Origin of the sequence: Paraburkholderia phytofirmans PsJN, from assembly GCF_000020125.1 — a bacterium.
In the GTDB taxonomy this organism is placed as follows: Bacteria; Pseudomonadota; Gammaproteobacteria; order Burkholderiales; family Burkholderiaceae; genus Paraburkholderia; species Paraburkholderia phytofirmans.
On the sequence record NC_010681.1, the window covers coordinates 1,947,584 to 1,960,799 of the forward strand.

Annotated in this window: 14 protein-coding genes; 7 read left to right on the forward strand and 7 right to left on the reverse strand. The window is 64.4% G+C overall.

The genetic code is table 11. From position 1 onward, the window contains the following. Position 1 precedes the first annotated feature (1 nt). Both BPHYT_RS08510 and BPHYT_RS08515 read right to left on the reverse strand, forming a co-directional pair. Positions 2-1,288 carry an acyl-CoA dehydrogenase family protein gene (locus BPHYT_RS08510; RefSeq protein WP_012432735.1) on the reverse strand — a complete coding sequence of 429 codons (1,287 nt, stop codon included), beginning with the start codon at positions 1,286-1,288 and terminating at the stop codon, positions 2-4. Beyond that, a complete protein-coding gene (locus tag BPHYT_RS08515; RefSeq protein WP_012432736.1) occupies positions 1,285-1,536 on the reverse strand; it encodes an acyl carrier protein in 252 nt (83 codons plus the stop codon). The genes BPHYT_RS08510 and BPHYT_RS08515 overlap by 4 nt, the downstream gene beginning before the upstream one ends. A 324-nt stretch (positions 1,537-1,860) precedes the next feature. On the opposite strand from BPHYT_RS08515, the gene BPHYT_RS08520 reads away from it, so the two are divergent. The 7 genes from BPHYT_RS08520 (at position 1,861) to lepB (ending at position 8,587) form a co-directional block, all read left to right on the forward strand. Continuing rightward, a complete protein-coding gene (locus tag BPHYT_RS08520; RefSeq protein ID WP_012432737.1) occupies positions 1,861-2,394 on the forward strand; it encodes a GNAT family N-acetyltransferase in 534 nt (177 codons plus the stop codon). A gap of 440 nt (positions 2,395-2,834) precedes the next feature. Then, positions 2,835-3,668, forward strand: a complete 834-nt coding sequence (locus BPHYT_RS08525) for a class I SAM-dependent methyltransferase (RefSeq protein ID WP_012432738.1) — start codon at positions 2,835-2,837, stop codon at positions 3,666-3,668. Between the two features lie 103 nt (positions 3,669-3,771). Then, complete coding sequence (locus BPHYT_RS08530; protein WP_012432739.1) at positions 3,772-4,989, forward strand: sugar phosphate nucleotidyltransferase; 1,218 nt, start codon at positions 3,772-3,774, stop codon at positions 4,987-4,989. Then, on the forward strand, positions 4,964-5,554 hold the full coding sequence (locus BPHYT_RS08535) for a flavin reductase family protein (protein WP_012432740.1): 591 nt from the start codon (positions 4,964-4,966) through the stop codon (positions 5,552-5,554). Before BPHYT_RS08530 ends, BPHYT_RS08535 begins: the two co-directional genes overlap by 26 nt. Before the next feature lie 334 nt (positions 5,555-5,888). Beyond that, on the forward strand, positions 5,889-6,614 hold the full coding sequence (locus BPHYT_RS08540; RefSeq protein WP_012432742.1) for a FadR/GntR family transcriptional regulator: 726 nt from the start codon (positions 5,889-5,891) through the stop codon (positions 6,612-6,614). A 147-nt stretch (positions 6,615-6,761) separates the two neighbouring features. Next, the gene (locus tag BPHYT_RS08545; protein WP_049869161.1) at positions 6,762-7,760 is read left to right on the forward strand and encodes a Gfo/Idh/MocA family protein; all 999 of its coding nucleotides are present in this window, start codon (positions 6,762-6,764) and stop codon (positions 7,758-7,760) included. 128 nt (positions 7,761-7,888) lie between these two features. Then, positions 7,889-8,587, forward strand: coding sequence for a signal peptidase I (lepB, locus tag BPHYT_RS08550; protein ID WP_012432744.1), 699 nt, complete (start codon positions 7,889-7,891; stop codon positions 8,585-8,587). Between the two features lie 18 nt (positions 8,588-8,605). Here lepB and BPHYT_RS08555 read toward each other — a convergent pair whose 3' ends face one another. From BPHYT_RS08555 to aat, 5 genes are all read right to left on the reverse strand, one after another. Then, complete coding sequence (locus BPHYT_RS08555) at positions 8,606-9,265, reverse strand: amino acid ABC transporter permease (protein WP_012432745.1); 660 nt, start codon at positions 9,263-9,265, stop codon at positions 8,606-8,608. Between the two features lie 113 nt (positions 9,266-9,378). After that, positions 9,379-10,173, reverse strand: coding sequence for a cystine ABC transporter substrate-binding protein (locus BPHYT_RS08560; protein WP_012432746.1), 795 nt, complete (start codon positions 10,171-10,173; stop codon positions 9,379-9,381). Positions 10,174-10,378: 205 nt separating this feature from the next. Further along, positions 10,379-11,440, reverse strand: coding sequence for a quinone-dependent dihydroorotate dehydrogenase (locus BPHYT_RS08565; protein WP_012432747.1), 1,062 nt, complete (start codon positions 11,438-11,440; stop codon positions 10,379-10,381). Between the two features lie 95 nt (positions 11,441-11,535). Beyond that, complete coding sequence (locus BPHYT_RS08570; RefSeq protein WP_012432748.1) at positions 11,536-12,357, reverse strand: arginyltransferase; 822 nt, start codon at positions 12,355-12,357, stop codon at positions 11,536-11,538. A 117-nt stretch (positions 12,358-12,474) separates the two neighbouring features. Further along, complete coding sequence (aat, locus tag BPHYT_RS08575; RefSeq protein ID WP_012432749.1) at positions 12,475-13,212, reverse strand: leucyl/phenylalanyl-tRNA--protein transferase; 738 nt, start codon at positions 13,210-13,212, stop codon at positions 12,475-12,477. Positions 13,213-13,216: the final 4 nt, after the last annotated feature.

Here is a 13,216-nt window from a genome sequence, read left to right on the forward strand (position 1 = left end):
ATCAGGCTCTCCCCGGGGCGGCAGGTCGTTGCGCGAGCAACAGGCTCGCGGTGTTCTGCGCAATGCGGTCGTTATTGATCATCAGCGGCGCGGAATGCAGGTCGCGCAAATGGCGCCCGACGCTGTACGGCGTGCCGTTCTTGTAGCCCGCCATGCCGCAGATCATCAGCACTTCGTGCACGACCTGCAGCCCGGTGGTGGAGATACTCGTCTTCAGCGTGTTCATGTCGGAGGCAAAGCCGAGCATGGCCGCGAGCGGCGCGTCGGCTTGCGAGCCGCCATGGCGCGCGTGGTGAGCGGTGCGTGCCGCCTCCAGCGCGACCGCGAGGCGCGCCTGCATCATCTGCAGCAGACCGACCGCTTCAGCAAGGCGCAAACCGGCCGGCGGTACCACACCCGGCTTCGCGCGCGCCTGCGCGCGGAAGAACGCTTTCGCGCGATTCACGGCGTCCGTGGCCACGCCGGTCCACACCGAGGCCCACAGCGTGTGCGAGACCGGCAGCATGGTCTGATCGGCGATCTCGGCGAAGGGCGTCGGCAGGATCTGTTCGGCCAGACCCGTGGCGACGAGCCGGAAGCCCTCGCTGCAGGTGCCGCGCATGCCCATCGAATCCCAGCCGCCGCGCTTTTCCAGTTGCGTATCGGAGCGCAACGCGACGATCAGCACCTGGTCGGCTGCGGCCGATTCGGCGGTGCGGCGAGCGGTGACGAGAATGCCATCGGCGTGCGCGCCATACGAAATCGTCGGTGCGAGCTTTTCGATGCGAAAGCGCGCACCGTCGAGTTCGACCGAGCAGGCGCTGGTGCGCATATTGCCGCCGATGGTTTCCTCGGACGTGGCCGACGCCAGCAGCCACTGCTGCTTGACCAGTTGCACGAGCAACTGCCGATGCCATACCGCGTCGCTGCCGTGCGCCTCGATGCACGCCACCTGGATCTGGTGCATTGCATACACCATCGCGGTGGAGGCGCAGCCTTGCGCGAGCGTTTCGCAGATCGCGCCGACGTCCGCGAGCGAGAGGCCCGCGCCGCCGAACTCGGTCGGCACCATCACCGAGAGCAGGCACTCGCGCTTGAGCGCCTCAAATGCTTCGCTCGGGAAACGCGCCTCGCGATCCACCGAATCCGCGAACTGCGCGGCCACCGCCGCACAGCGTTGCGCGGCCGCGCGCCAGCCTGGTTCGGTTTCGACCGCGGTTAAGCCGAGCGACGTATCGGCGCCTTGCGCCGCACCGTGCGCGTGCCTCGAGGCGGGCTCTGCCGCCGCATCCAGCAGCGGGGCGTTCATGCTGCCGCCTTCGCCTGTTGCAGCTCGGTGACTGCGGCGGCCATCGAATCGATGCTGGAGAACAGGCGCCGCGTCAGCAGACGGTCCGGAATCTCAATGCCGAATTCGTCTTCGATTGCGAGCATCAGATGCACGGTCGCGAGTGAGGAGAGGCCTGCGGCGTAGAGGTCGGCGTCGTCGGCCAGCGTCTCCGCCGGGACGTCCAGGCGGGCCGATTCGGAAAGGATGCGGCGCAAGGCGTTTTTCATGATGTGGTCCCCTAGTTGTTCAACGTTCTCGGATGGTGCGGACTTCGATCGAACCCACGTGATCGTTTTTTTGTCCATTGCCACGACGCATACCGGCGTGGTCCATATGTGGGGCTGCGTTTCAGGCGGCGTGCCGTGATGCCATGCCCCGACGTCCGTATTTAAGATTTGTCAACGCCCAGCGTCAGTGCGATGGCGCACGGAAGCACGCGTTTCACGGACGTACCTTGTAGCCATCAGAACGGGCCAGCCTATGCAGCCAGGCCGTCAAAGCCGGCGCGCCGTGTCGGCGTCGTTGAACTTATTGACCGCTGGGGGAAGGCGATGAACTGGAAAACGCTGGAATTCGATCAGCTTTCGGCACGCGAGCTGTATTTGATCTTGCGGGCGCGCAGCGCGGTGTTCGTGGTCGAACAGTCGCATGTCTGTCTCGACGCCGATGGCCGTGATGAAAACGCGGTGCACGTCTTCGCCGTGGAGGACATGTCGCGGCCGATGCCGATTCTTGCCTACGCGCGCCTGCAACCCGGCGACGCCGAAGATCCGGAGATCACCATCGACAAGGTGCTGACGAGCCCGCTGCGGCGCGGCGACGGCACCGCCGAACTGTTGATCGAACGCGTGCTGCAGGCGATTGTCGAGCGTTGGCCGGGCCATGCCGTGCGTGTCAGCGCGCCGCTCGGTCTGCGCGGCTTCTACGAGCAATTCGGTTTTCGCAAGACGGAAGGGCCTTATCTGGAACACGGCGTGCCCTTCATTGGCCTGACGCGCCAGGTGCGCGGCAGTCAGCCGCTTTTCGGCGGACGGCGCCGTGAGCGTGACAGCGCGGTGCTCGTCAATACGTTCGAGATGCTGTGATCGGGTGGATGCGCGTCATGCCTGCCAGCGCACGGAATGTCTTTTCCCAAGCCAATGCCGCGCGCTCGATGTTCGCGCGGTGCGGGCCGTATGACAGCCGACTGCGTTGCCATGTTTACGCAAACGCGTGCGACGCGCATTCTCCTTTGCATCGGACTCCGAGACAATGTGGCGGGACGTACATATCAACCATGCAACGTTTGTTGTAATGGCTTGAAAAGCGGGAACCTTGTGAGGAGCGTGGCGTGCGGCCAGTAGCGTTCGATGACCGTTTCGGCTGGCGCCATCCGGCGAGCGGGCCGGGCGGCGGCCGGCGGCCCAAGGTCACGGCTATGGCCACGCAACGCTTTGTAAAGCGCTCGCGCAGGTTTCGTCTATTCGGGGAAGCGTAATGCATGCGCAAGGATTGTCCAGCGCACATACGCTAAGGGGAGCGCGTAGTGAACAGTCAATCCGAGTTGGACCGCATCAATCGAGTTGCATGGAATTCGTCCGACGCCGAACGCGTGATGACGTTCGGGAAGAACTTCTCCGATCCCGGGGAACAGGCTGCCTTCGATTGGCTCGCACCGCGTTGCGCGGGTCAGCCCTTACTCGATATCGGGATCGGCGCCGGCCGCACGATTCCATTGATGACGTCCATCTCCGACGACTACATCGGCGTCGACTACACACAGAAACTGCTCGATCTCGCGAAGGCGCGCCATCCCGGACGCGACCTTCGGCATATGGACGCGCGTGACATGTCCGAGCTGCGTTCGGATCATTACGGGCTTGCCGAATTTAGCTGGAACGGTATCGACTGCGTCGACTACGACGATCGCGTGAGGATTCTCGAGGAGATGTATCGGGTGGTGCGGCCCGGCGGGTATGTGCTGTTTTCGTCGCACAACCGCGGCGGCCCCGGCTACCGCGAGAACATCTGGCAGCTGCTGCCGCAATTCTCGTTCAATCCGCTCAGACTCGGCTGGCGCACGCTGCGCTCCGCACGGCGCTTCCAGCTCGGCACGCTGAACTATCTGCGCAACGTGAAGCTGAATCACGACTACGGCGGCTACGCGGTCAAGACCGCGGCGGCTCACAACTTCGGCATTGTGATCGTCTACACGACGCTGCGCGAGCAGCGCCGGCAACTGGCGCAAGTCGGCTTGCAAATCGATGCCGTGTTCGGCAGTTCCGGCGGCGAGCGCATTCCCGACGACGTGGAAGAGAGCGACGCGTGGTGGTTTCACTTCATCGCGCACAAACCGCTCGCCGCCCGTCGCTTCGACTGACGATGTCCTTCGGACGAAGGCACGCCGTATAGGTAGCACGGTAGTACGCACGGCAACATAGAACAATGAACCGGACCAGTTAGACCGGATAGGGGACCCGCACATGAATCGCATCGTAGAACCAGGCAATCCGCTTGCGTCGACCAGGGACGTCAGCGAAACGGCCACACGTTTATCCGTGCAGCCGGTGATTTTCGCAGATGGCTTGGGCGCACGATCGTGGCCGTTGTCGCGCGAACGCAATCCGAAACGCTCGGTCGACCGCATGGGCGACGCGTCGCTGCTTGAATCCACGCTGAGAACCACGCTGAGCCGGCTCGACGCGTCGTTCGTCGCGGCGCACCACGTTACGCCGGCGTCCAGTCCACGATCCATTGCGGCACCCTTGATGGTCTGCTGCGAAGACCTGCATCGGCAATCGCGCGAACCGCTGGAGCGGCTCGCCCGTTCGGGCCGGTCGGTGCGCATGGTGCTCCAACCGATAGCTCGCGATACCGCGCCCGCGCTGACCATCGCTGCGCTCGCCGCGCGCGCGGCGGCCGTGGAGGGCGACGATCCGCTCATCGTCGCGTTGCCGGCGGATCATCCGATTGCCGATCACGTTGCGTTCGGCGTGGCGCTCGCCGAGGCGCTCGAGCACGCGACGCACGGTGCGCTCGTCGCGCTCGGCGTGCCGCCCAGGCGCGCGGAAACCGGCTTTGGCTACATCCGCACGGGGGCCGCGCTCGGCAAACGGGGCGCGCGCGTCATCGAACGGTTCGTCGAGAAGCCCGATCCGGAACTGGCTGAACGCTATGCCGCATTGGGCAATTACTGGTGGAACAGCGGCCTGTTCGTGGTGCGCGCGTCGGTGTGGCTCGCGGCCATCGCGCTCTGCCATCCCGCAATCGCCGAGGCCTGCGCGGCCGCGTTCGAGCGTGCCACGGTCGACGGCGACGGCACGCTGCACGTGGCGCGCGATCAGTTGGCCCTGTGCCCGTCCCGTTCGATCGACTACGCGGTGATGGAGCGCGTCGGCAGCGACGCGCGCGTGGCAGGCGTCACCGTGCCGTTCGTCGCGGGGCGCGCGCAAGCGTGCGCCTGGGATTCGGTGATACGCGTCGCGCGCGGCGAGGAATGTTTCATGCTCGCGGAGGAAAACCCGTCGACGTATGCTCCGCCCGGCGTCACGCACCGGCTGGCAAATACGGGCAGGACGCCGCGAGAAATGATCGAAGTCCAATCAGGCGGCCATCTGGGCGAAGACGACATCGTGCGTTTCGAGGACCCGTTCGGTCGCAATCTGGAGAGCGCTCATGCACGCAAACGTACTTCAGGCTGAGACGCAGTGCGTCTCGCAGGCGAGTTTCGACGAGCGGCGCTTTCGTCACGCGTTGGGACGCTTCGCGACCGGCGTGGTGGTGATCTCGACCGGCAGCGGCGACGACTTGCACGCGATGACCGCTAACGCCTTCATGTCGGGTTCGCTCAAGCCGCCGCTGATCGTCGTCTCGGTCGGGCACCGGGCGCGCATGCACGAGCGTCTGATGGACAGAGCGCTATTCGGTGTGAGCGTATTGTCGGAGGCGCAGGAGCCGCATAGCCGCCACTTTGCCGGCGAGCCGCAGAGCCGGCTCGCGCCGCGCTTCGCGCCGGTCGAAGGGCTCGCGGACGTGGTGCTGCTCGAACACGCGGCAGCGCGGTTCGCCGCGCGCGTGGTGGACCGGCATCCGTGCGGCGACCATACGCTGTTTGTCGGCGAGGTGCTGGTGTTCTCGCTCGATGAACACGCGCCGCTGATCTTTTTCGGCGGACGTTATGGATCGGTCGCAGCGTCGGATTCTATTCAGCGATCCACTGCCGCATGCGCGCAGGAATCGCCGCCCATTGCCGCGAGCGCCTCCTGATGCGCACGTCATCCGTCGTTTTCCGCCAGGTCCTGTCCGCCGACGCCGGGTGGATCAGACAAATCGTCTCGCAACGTGCGTCTTCGCACCATGCAAATTCCGCAACGCAGGCACGCTTGAGGCGCAAGCTTATGGCCCATCAAAATATGCGGCGTTACAAGGAAGAAACAATTCTTCAGAGGGATAACCCTGTCAGGAAGTTTCCCAACTGGCGCAACGGTTTTGAAGCTAGCAACGTATCGTAGAAGAACTAAGCGACATCAATAAAACGAGACATAAGGGCCGCACGACCAACAGGCTACGCGGGGGCAAACACCGCTTCGGGGAGAGTGTCATGGAACAGGGAAACAAAGATCGATCGCTCGTGAGCAAAGTCATGGATGGGCTGGTCACGGGCATCGTCGAAGAGAAATACGGCGCCATCCTGCCACCGCAGGATGTGCTGTCGAAGGAGTTCGACGTCAGCCGCACCGTCATGCGCGAGGCGCTGTCGATGCTGCTCGCGCGCGACATGCTGGACGTGCGGCCGAAAATCGGCACGCGTATCCGGTCGATGAGCGACTGGCGCATGATCGACGAAGACGTCGTGAACTGGCGTTTTCGCGCGAAACCGGATCCGCTGTTTCTGCGCGACGTGATCGAGTTTCGTATCCTGATCGAACCGCGCGCCTCGGCGCAGGCGGCCGCGCGCGGCAGCGCGGCGGATATTGCCGCGATCCGCGAGGCCTTCGAGGCGTTCCGCACGATCCGGCCGGATGAGCCGGGCTATCAGGAAGCGGACGAAATTTTTCACACCCGCATCGTGGTGGCGAGCGGCAACCAGTTCTTCAAGCAGATGGCGGCGATCATTCGCGGCGCGCTCTCGACTGTCAATCCGATCGTCACCAAAAGGGACGGGGAGGGACTGTGGGAAACCGCGGTGAAATCCCATCAGCGCGTGGTCGAAGCGATCGAACGGCACGATCCCAAGGAAGCGGAACTTGCCTCGCTTGCAATGATCGACTACACCGCGGAAGAAGTCGGCGGCCAGTTTTCAGCGGAACCGCCGGCACGCGGTTGAGCGTCGCCGCCGCGGCGGCACGCTGGTTCTTTTATTTTTTCTTGTGAGACTGTGCGATACGAAAGGGCGCGCGTTCACGCCCACGCGAGAGCGTGTGGCATGCGCGACAATAGCGCCTGTTCTGAACCGCATGGACTCGAAGGAACGATGACAATCGCAACGCAGGAAATCCCCCCGGACGGCACGATCCGCTGGGGAATCGTCGGGACGGGCCGCATTGCCCGTCGCTTCGCGGCAGGTCTCGCTCATGTGCCGCACGCGCAACTAACCGCGCTGTGGTCGCGCCGCGCGGAGCCGGCCGTGGCATTCGCCGGGGAATTCGGCGGCGAGGTGTGCGCGAGTTTCGACGCGCTGCTCGCGAGCGGTATCCACGCGATCTATATCGCCACCGTCCAGGACAGTCACGCCGACTACGCGATCGCCGCGCTGCAAGCCGGTCTGCACGTGCTGTGCGAAAAACCCGCCACCATCAATCAGCCGCAACTCGAGCGCGTGCTCGACGCCGCGCGCGACGCGCAGCGGCTCTTCATGGAAGCCATGAAGCCGCCCTTTTATCCGCTCTACAGAAAGTTGCGCGCGCATCTAGATGCCGATCCGATCGGCGCGGTCGGGCTGGTGCGGGCCGGCTGCTCGGTGCCGGGCGTACCGGACGATCATCCTTCGCTGTCGTTCGAGCATGCGGGCGGCGCGTTGCTCGACATTGGTATCTACGAGATGTTTCTCGCCGTCGACTGGCTGGGCGCGCCGCTCGAGGTGCAGACGCTTGGGCGGCTCGGGGCGACGGGTGTCGATACGTTCGCGAGCCTGAACAGCCGGCACGAGAGCGGCATCGCCCAGTTGTTCTGCGGGCTCGATCTGCACGGCAAGGGCGATGCGCTGCTGATGGCCAAAGGGGGCCACGTCACGATTCATGAGCCATGGTGGAATCCGTCGCGCGCGACGATCCGCTATACCGATGGACGCGTGGTCGAACTCGACGAACCGTTCGAAGGCGGCGGCCTGAACTACGAGACCGCGCACTTCTGCGAACTGATCCGGGCGGGGAAAATGGAAAGTCCGGTCATGCCGCACGCCAGGTCGCTGCAGATGATCGCGATGGCCGACGCGGCGCGCGCGGCGCTCGGGTTGAAGTTCGCGGGAGAGTAGTGTCGCCGGCGTCGCCGGCGTTGCCGCGTTGCGACCAGCAGCGGTGGTAGGATTTGCGCGGGCATGCGGAGAGAAAAACGCTCCACGTGCCCGCCGCTTTCGAATTCCTTCCATTGGAGCCGCCTGCCATGCGCATGCTCGGAAAACTGTGGCGCGACAACAAGAGCGTCGTCGCGTTTCTCTTCCTGATGGTGTTGTTTCGCAGCGCCGTGGCCGACTGGAACGTCGTGCCGAGCGGCTCGATGCTGCCGACGATCCGCGAGGGCGACCGGATCTTCGTCGACAAGATGGCCTACGATTTGCGCGTGCCGCTCACGCATATCGCGATCGCGCATCTGCACGATCCGCAGCGCGGCGATATCGTGACGATAGATTCGTCGGCGGCGCATGAGCTGATCGTCAAGCGCCTGATCGGCTTGCCCGGCGACAGCGTGGCGATGCGCGAGAACGTGCTGTATGTGAACGGCGTGCGCGCCGATTACCAGCCGCTCAAGCTCAAGCCGCTGCCTGGCGACGCCGCATCGCCCGGCGACTATCTGACGGAGCGCTTCGACGGCGTCACGCATACGGTGCGGCTCGCGCCGCAGGCGCCGAGCCCGCGGGATTCGTTCGGGCCGGTGGTCGTGCCGCCCGGCGAGTATCTGATGCTCGGCGACAATCGCGACGACAGCGCCGATTCGCGTTACTTCGGCTTCTTTCCGCGCAAGGAATTGATGGGCCGGACGCGCCATGTCGCGTTTTCGCTCGATCCGGACCACTACTACACGCCGCGCTTCGAACGCTTCGGCGCGCCGCTGGATGCGGCGTCTTCTGTCGCCAGCCGCTAAATCAAAAGCGTTGGGTGCTCAGTGGCGCGACGGCAGCGCAAGGCGCCGTTCGTACCAGCGTTGCACGCTTTCGAGCACCTGACACAGCACCCAGTAAACGGCGGCCGCGGCAAGATACAACGGCAGCGGCTGATAGGTCGATGCGATGATCTCCTGCGCGCTGCGCAGCAATTCGGTCACGGTGATTACCGACACCAGCGAAGTGTCCTTGATCAGGCTGATCAGACTGTTCGACATACTCGGCACGGCAATGCGCAAGGCTTGCGGCGCGATCACGTAGCGCAGCGTCTGGCGTCGCGAGAGTCCGAGACTATAGGCCGCGAGCCATTGGCCATTGTGGATCCCCAGGATCGCGCCGCGCATGCTCTCCGACAGATACGCGGCCACATTCGCGGACAGCGCGATCACGCCGGCCGGCGTCGGGTCGAGTGAAATGCCGAAACTCGGCAAGCCGTAATAGATCACGAAAATCTGCACCAGCAGCGGCGTGCCGCGCATCACGCTCACATAAATGCGCGCGATCCAGTTCAGCACGCGGTTGTGGCTGACGCCCATCAACGCGAGCACGGCGCCGGCAATCAGGCCGAAGATCATCGACAGAACCGCGAACTTGACCGTCAGGACGGCGCCCTGCGCGAGCACGGGCAGCGATTCAACGAGCAGGGAAGTGGTGGACATGAGCTGGGCGGAGGACGGGTTAGGCGCGCAAAAGCGCACATCATAAACTTGGCTGCAGAAGCGCGAAGGGCGGCATCGTCGACGATGCCGCCCTTCGGTTCAGCGAGCGTGTCTTACTTGATCGGCTTGCTGACGTCGATGCCGAACCACTTGTCCGAGATCTTCGAGAACGTGCCGTCGGCTTCGAGTTGAGTCATCGCGTCGTCGATCGCCTTGGCGAACTTCGGGTTGCCCTTTCTGAACGGAATGCCGGAAGGGTTGCCCGCGCCGACATTCGCGCCGGTGCGCAGCGGCAACTGCGAGTTCTTCATCAGGTAGGCGAGCATCAGACGGTCGTTGAGCGCCGCGTCCAGACGCCCGGCGGCCAGATCGCGCAGGTACTCGGGCGCGCCCGGATACGTCTTCACGTCGATGCCCGGCACCGACTTCGCCATGTCCATGTAGTTCGTGCCCAGACCGACGCCGAGCTTCTTGCCCTTCAGATCGTCGAGCGACTTGAACTGGCGCGTGTCGTCCTTGCGCTGGATCAGTTGCGCGGCCGAATACGTGTAGGCCGGCGAGAAGTCGAGCGCCTGCTTGCGTGCGTCCGTGATGCCGACCTGGTTGACGATCACGTCGAACTTGTTCGCCTGCAGACCGGCGATGATGCCGCTCCATTCCGTCGTAACGAATTCCGGCTTCACGCCGAGCTTGGCGGCGACCGCCTTGGCGATGTCGACGTCGTAGCCGACCAGTTCGCCCGACGGCGCTTTCGAATTGAACGGCGGGAAGGTGCCTTCCAGACCGATGCGCAGCGTGCCGCGCTGTTTGACCTGATCGAGCAGGTCGTCGGCGTGGGCGGCGACGGCGGTGAACGACGCGCCGATCAGGCCGGCGACGAGAATCTTTTTCAGCAAGCCAATTTTCATCGAGTTCCTTTTTTGTTCGTCTGGCGTTTCAGCAGACGAAAGCATACCAAAGCAGACTATCGAAATTAAAATATCGTTTGTTTATGTCTATATTACTGGCGCGGGGCGCGGGACACGAAGCTAGGGCCTGAGGCGCGGGCGCTAACGCGGTGCCCCGGGCAGGGCATAGCGTCGGAGGCAGGCGCGACGTTCAGCGCCGCTACGCTCAACGCAGCGCCTGCGCACATTCGGCGACCAGCGCCGGTCCGCGATAGATAAACCCGGTATAAAGCTGCACCAGCGACGCCCCGGCCGCGATCTTCGCGCGCGCATCGTCTCCCGAAAAAATCCCGCCGACGCCGATGATCGGCACCGTTTCGCCGACTTCCGCGCGCAGCTTGCGGATCACTTCATTCGACGCGTCGAACACCGGCTTGCCCGACAGGCCGCCGGCTTCGTCGCCATATTGCATGCCGGCGACGGCCGTGCGCGACAGCGTGGTGTTGGTGGCGATCACGCCTTCGAACTGGTGACGCAACAACGTGTCGGCAATCGACTTGATCTGCTCGTCGTCGAGGTCCGGTGCGATCTTCAGCGCGAGCGGCACGAGCTTGCCGTGCATGTCGGCCAGACGCTGCTGCTTGTCCTTGAGCGCCGCGAGCAGCGCGTCGAGTTCGCCCGCGCCTTGCAACTGGCGCAGATTCTTCGTATTCGGCGACGAGATATTGACCGTCACGTAGCTGGCGAATGGATACACGCGTTCGAGACAGTACAGATAATCTTCGGCGGCGCGTTCGATCGGCGTGTCGGCGTTCTTGCCGATATTCAGGCCGAGAATGCCGCGATAGCGCGCGGCCTGCACGTTCTTTACGAACTGGTCGACGCCCGCATTGTTGAAGCCCATCCTGTTGATCACGGCGTTCGCTTGCGGGAGCCGGAACATGCGCGGGCGCGGATTGCCCGGCTGCGCGCGCGGCGTGACCGTGCCCACTTCGATGAAGCCGAAGCCGAGCGCGGCCAGGCCGTCGATGCAGGCGCCGTCCTTGTCGAGACCCGCGGCAAGTCCCACCGGGTTGCGGAACGTCAGTCCCATCACGGTGCGCGGCGCATCCGGCACGCGCGGCGCAAACGCGCCGGCCAAGCCGGTGCGGCCGGCGGCGCCGAGCATGCGCAAGGTGAGATGGTGAGCGTCTTCCGCGTCCATGCGAAAGAGTTGGGCGCGTACAAGCGGGTAGAGGGAACTGAACACGGGACGAAGCCGGGCGGCCGGAAAATGGGAACCCGCCATTTTACCGGCTTTGGCGCCTTAATGAGACCGACTGGCTGAGACCGACTGGCGCGATCGGCGCGACCCGTCCCGCTCGCGCCTTCGCAACGGCCCGGCTACGGCTTGAGCGGCGGCCGCTTGCCGTGTATCGCCAGGTCGACCGGCGGCAGGTCCACGCTGGTGGGATCGAGCACGCACCAGGCGCCGTCGATCAAGCCTTCGAGCGGCCGGAAATTCGCCTTGTACGCCATCTTCGGACTCTCGCGAATCCAGTAGCCGAGGTACACGTAGGGCAGCTTGAGGCTGCGCGCCTGCTCGATCTGCCAATAGATGTTGTAGGTGCCGAAACTCGTGTTGGGCAGCCCCGGCTCGAAAAACGTGTACACCGACGAGAGCCCGTCACCGAGGATGTCGATCATGCTGATCATGCGCAGAATGCCCGGGGCATCCGCTTGATCGCGCAGCGGTTCGCGGAATTCGACCAGCCGCGAGTTGATCCGGCTCTGCAGCAGAAACTGTTCATATTGGTCGCGGCTGTCGCGATCCATGCCGCCGCCCGCATGCCGAGCCGATTGATAACGCATGTAGAGCGCGTAGTGCTCTTCGTCGTAGTGGAGCGGCGCGACGGTGGCGATCAGTTCGCCGTGTTTTTTCCAGACGCGGCGCTGTGTGCGGTTCGGCTCGAACTGGTCGACCGGCACGCGCACCGGCACGCAGGCGCGGCAGCCGTCGCAATACGGCCGGTACGTGAACACGCCCGAGCGCCGGAAGCCGGCCTTGACAAGGTCGGTGTAGACGTCGGAGTTGATCAGGTGACTGGGGGTGGCGACTTGCGAGCGCGCAATGCGCCCGTCCAGGTAACTGCAGGGATAGGGCGCCGTTGCATAAAATTGCAGCGCCGAAAGCGGTGAAAGAGGCAGCTCGTTGGGATGAGTCACGTTGGCAGCTCTCGAAGCGTCTCTGGTAATGCAAACCCGGCGCCTTGCGGTTGACGACGCGCGGCTCACGACCCGCGGCTCGGTAGGCGGCGGATCCGGATTCGGCCTGATTCTTTCCTACGACGCCGGCGCGACGACCTCGAGCAACGCGGTCTTGTCGAAGCGCCAGGGAATCGGCGGCGCCTCGACCGACGCGCGAACATGCGCGATGAACGACTTGCGCGTTATCTCGCGACCGCCTAGCGACGCCAGATGCGACGTGTTCTGCTGGCAGTCTATCATTTCTATTTCGTGACGGCGTAAGTGTCCGACAAGCGCGGCCAGCGCCATTTTCGACGCATCCGTGACCTCCGCGAACATGGATTCGCCGAAGAACATTTTGCCGAACGACACCCCGTATAAACCGCCCACGCGCTTGCCTTCGAACCAGGTTTCGATGCTGTGCGCGTCGCCCACGCGATGCAGCGACGAGTACGCTTCGACCACATCGGCGGTGATCCAGGTGCCGCGCTGTCCACGTCGCGGTGCCTGCGCGCAGGCGCGCATCACCGAGGCAAAATCATGGTCGACGCGGATTTCCCACGCGTCTTCACGCAGCACGCGCCTGAGCGTTTTGCGCAGCGACGGCGCCACCTTGAATTCGGCGGGGCGCAGGACCATGCGCGGGTCGGGGCTCCACCACAACACCGGCTGACCGTCCGAATACCACGGGAAAATGCCGCGCCGATAGGCGTCGATCAGGCGCGACGGCAACAGGTCGCCGCTGGCGGCGAGCAGGCCGGGCGCGCCGCTGGTCGCGCCGAGGGCGCGTTCGACGGGCGGGAACGGATCGTCAGGTCCGAGCCAGGGAACCATGCGC

Excerpts from the sequence above, each read along its gene's own strand:
- BPHYT_RS08545 (WP_049869161.1), top strand. The coding sequence starts at position 6,762 with ATGACAATCGCAACGCAGGAAATCCCCCCGGACGGCACGATCCGCTGG.
- BPHYT_RS08520 (WP_012432737.1), top strand. The coding sequence starts at position 1,861 with ATGAACTGGAAAACGCTGGAATTCGATCAGCTTTCGGCACGCGAGCTG.
- BPHYT_RS08555 (WP_012432745.1), bottom strand. The coding sequence starts at position 9,265 with ATGTCCACCACTTCCCTGCTCGTTGAATCGCTGCCCGTGCTCGCGCAG.
- lepB (WP_012432744.1), top strand. The coding sequence starts at position 7,889 with ATGCGCATGCTCGGAAAACTGTGGCGCGACAACAAGAGCGTCGTCGCG.
- BPHYT_RS08530 (WP_012432739.1), top strand. The coding sequence starts at position 3,772 with ATGAATCGCATCGTAGAACCAGGCAATCCGCTTGCGTCGACCAGGGAC.
- aat (WP_012432749.1), bottom strand. The coding sequence starts at position 13,212 with ATGGTTCCCTGGCTCGGACCTGACGATCCGTTCCCGCCCGTCGAACGC.
- BPHYT_RS08540 (WP_012432742.1), top strand. The coding sequence starts at position 5,889 with ATGGAACAGGGAAACAAAGATCGATCGCTCGTGAGCAAAGTCATGGAT.
- BPHYT_RS08515 (WP_012432736.1), bottom strand. The coding sequence starts at position 1,536 with ATGAAAAACGCCTTGCGCCGCATCCTTTCCGAATCGGCCCGCCTGGAC.
- BPHYT_RS08565 (WP_012432747.1), bottom strand. The coding sequence starts at position 11,440 with ATGGCGGGTTCCCATTTTCCGGCCGCCCGGCTTCGTCCCGTGTTCAGT.
- BPHYT_RS08560 (WP_012432746.1), bottom strand. The coding sequence starts at position 10,173 with ATGAAAATTGGCTTGCTGAAAAAGATTCTCGTCGCCGGCCTGATCGGC.
- BPHYT_RS08535 (WP_012432740.1), top strand. The coding sequence starts at position 4,964 with ATGCACGCAAACGTACTTCAGGCTGAGACGCAGTGCGTCTCGCAGGCG.
- BPHYT_RS08510 (WP_012432735.1), bottom strand. The coding sequence starts at position 1,288 with ATGAACGCCCCGCTGCTGGATGCGGCGGCAGAGCCCGCCTCGAGGCAC.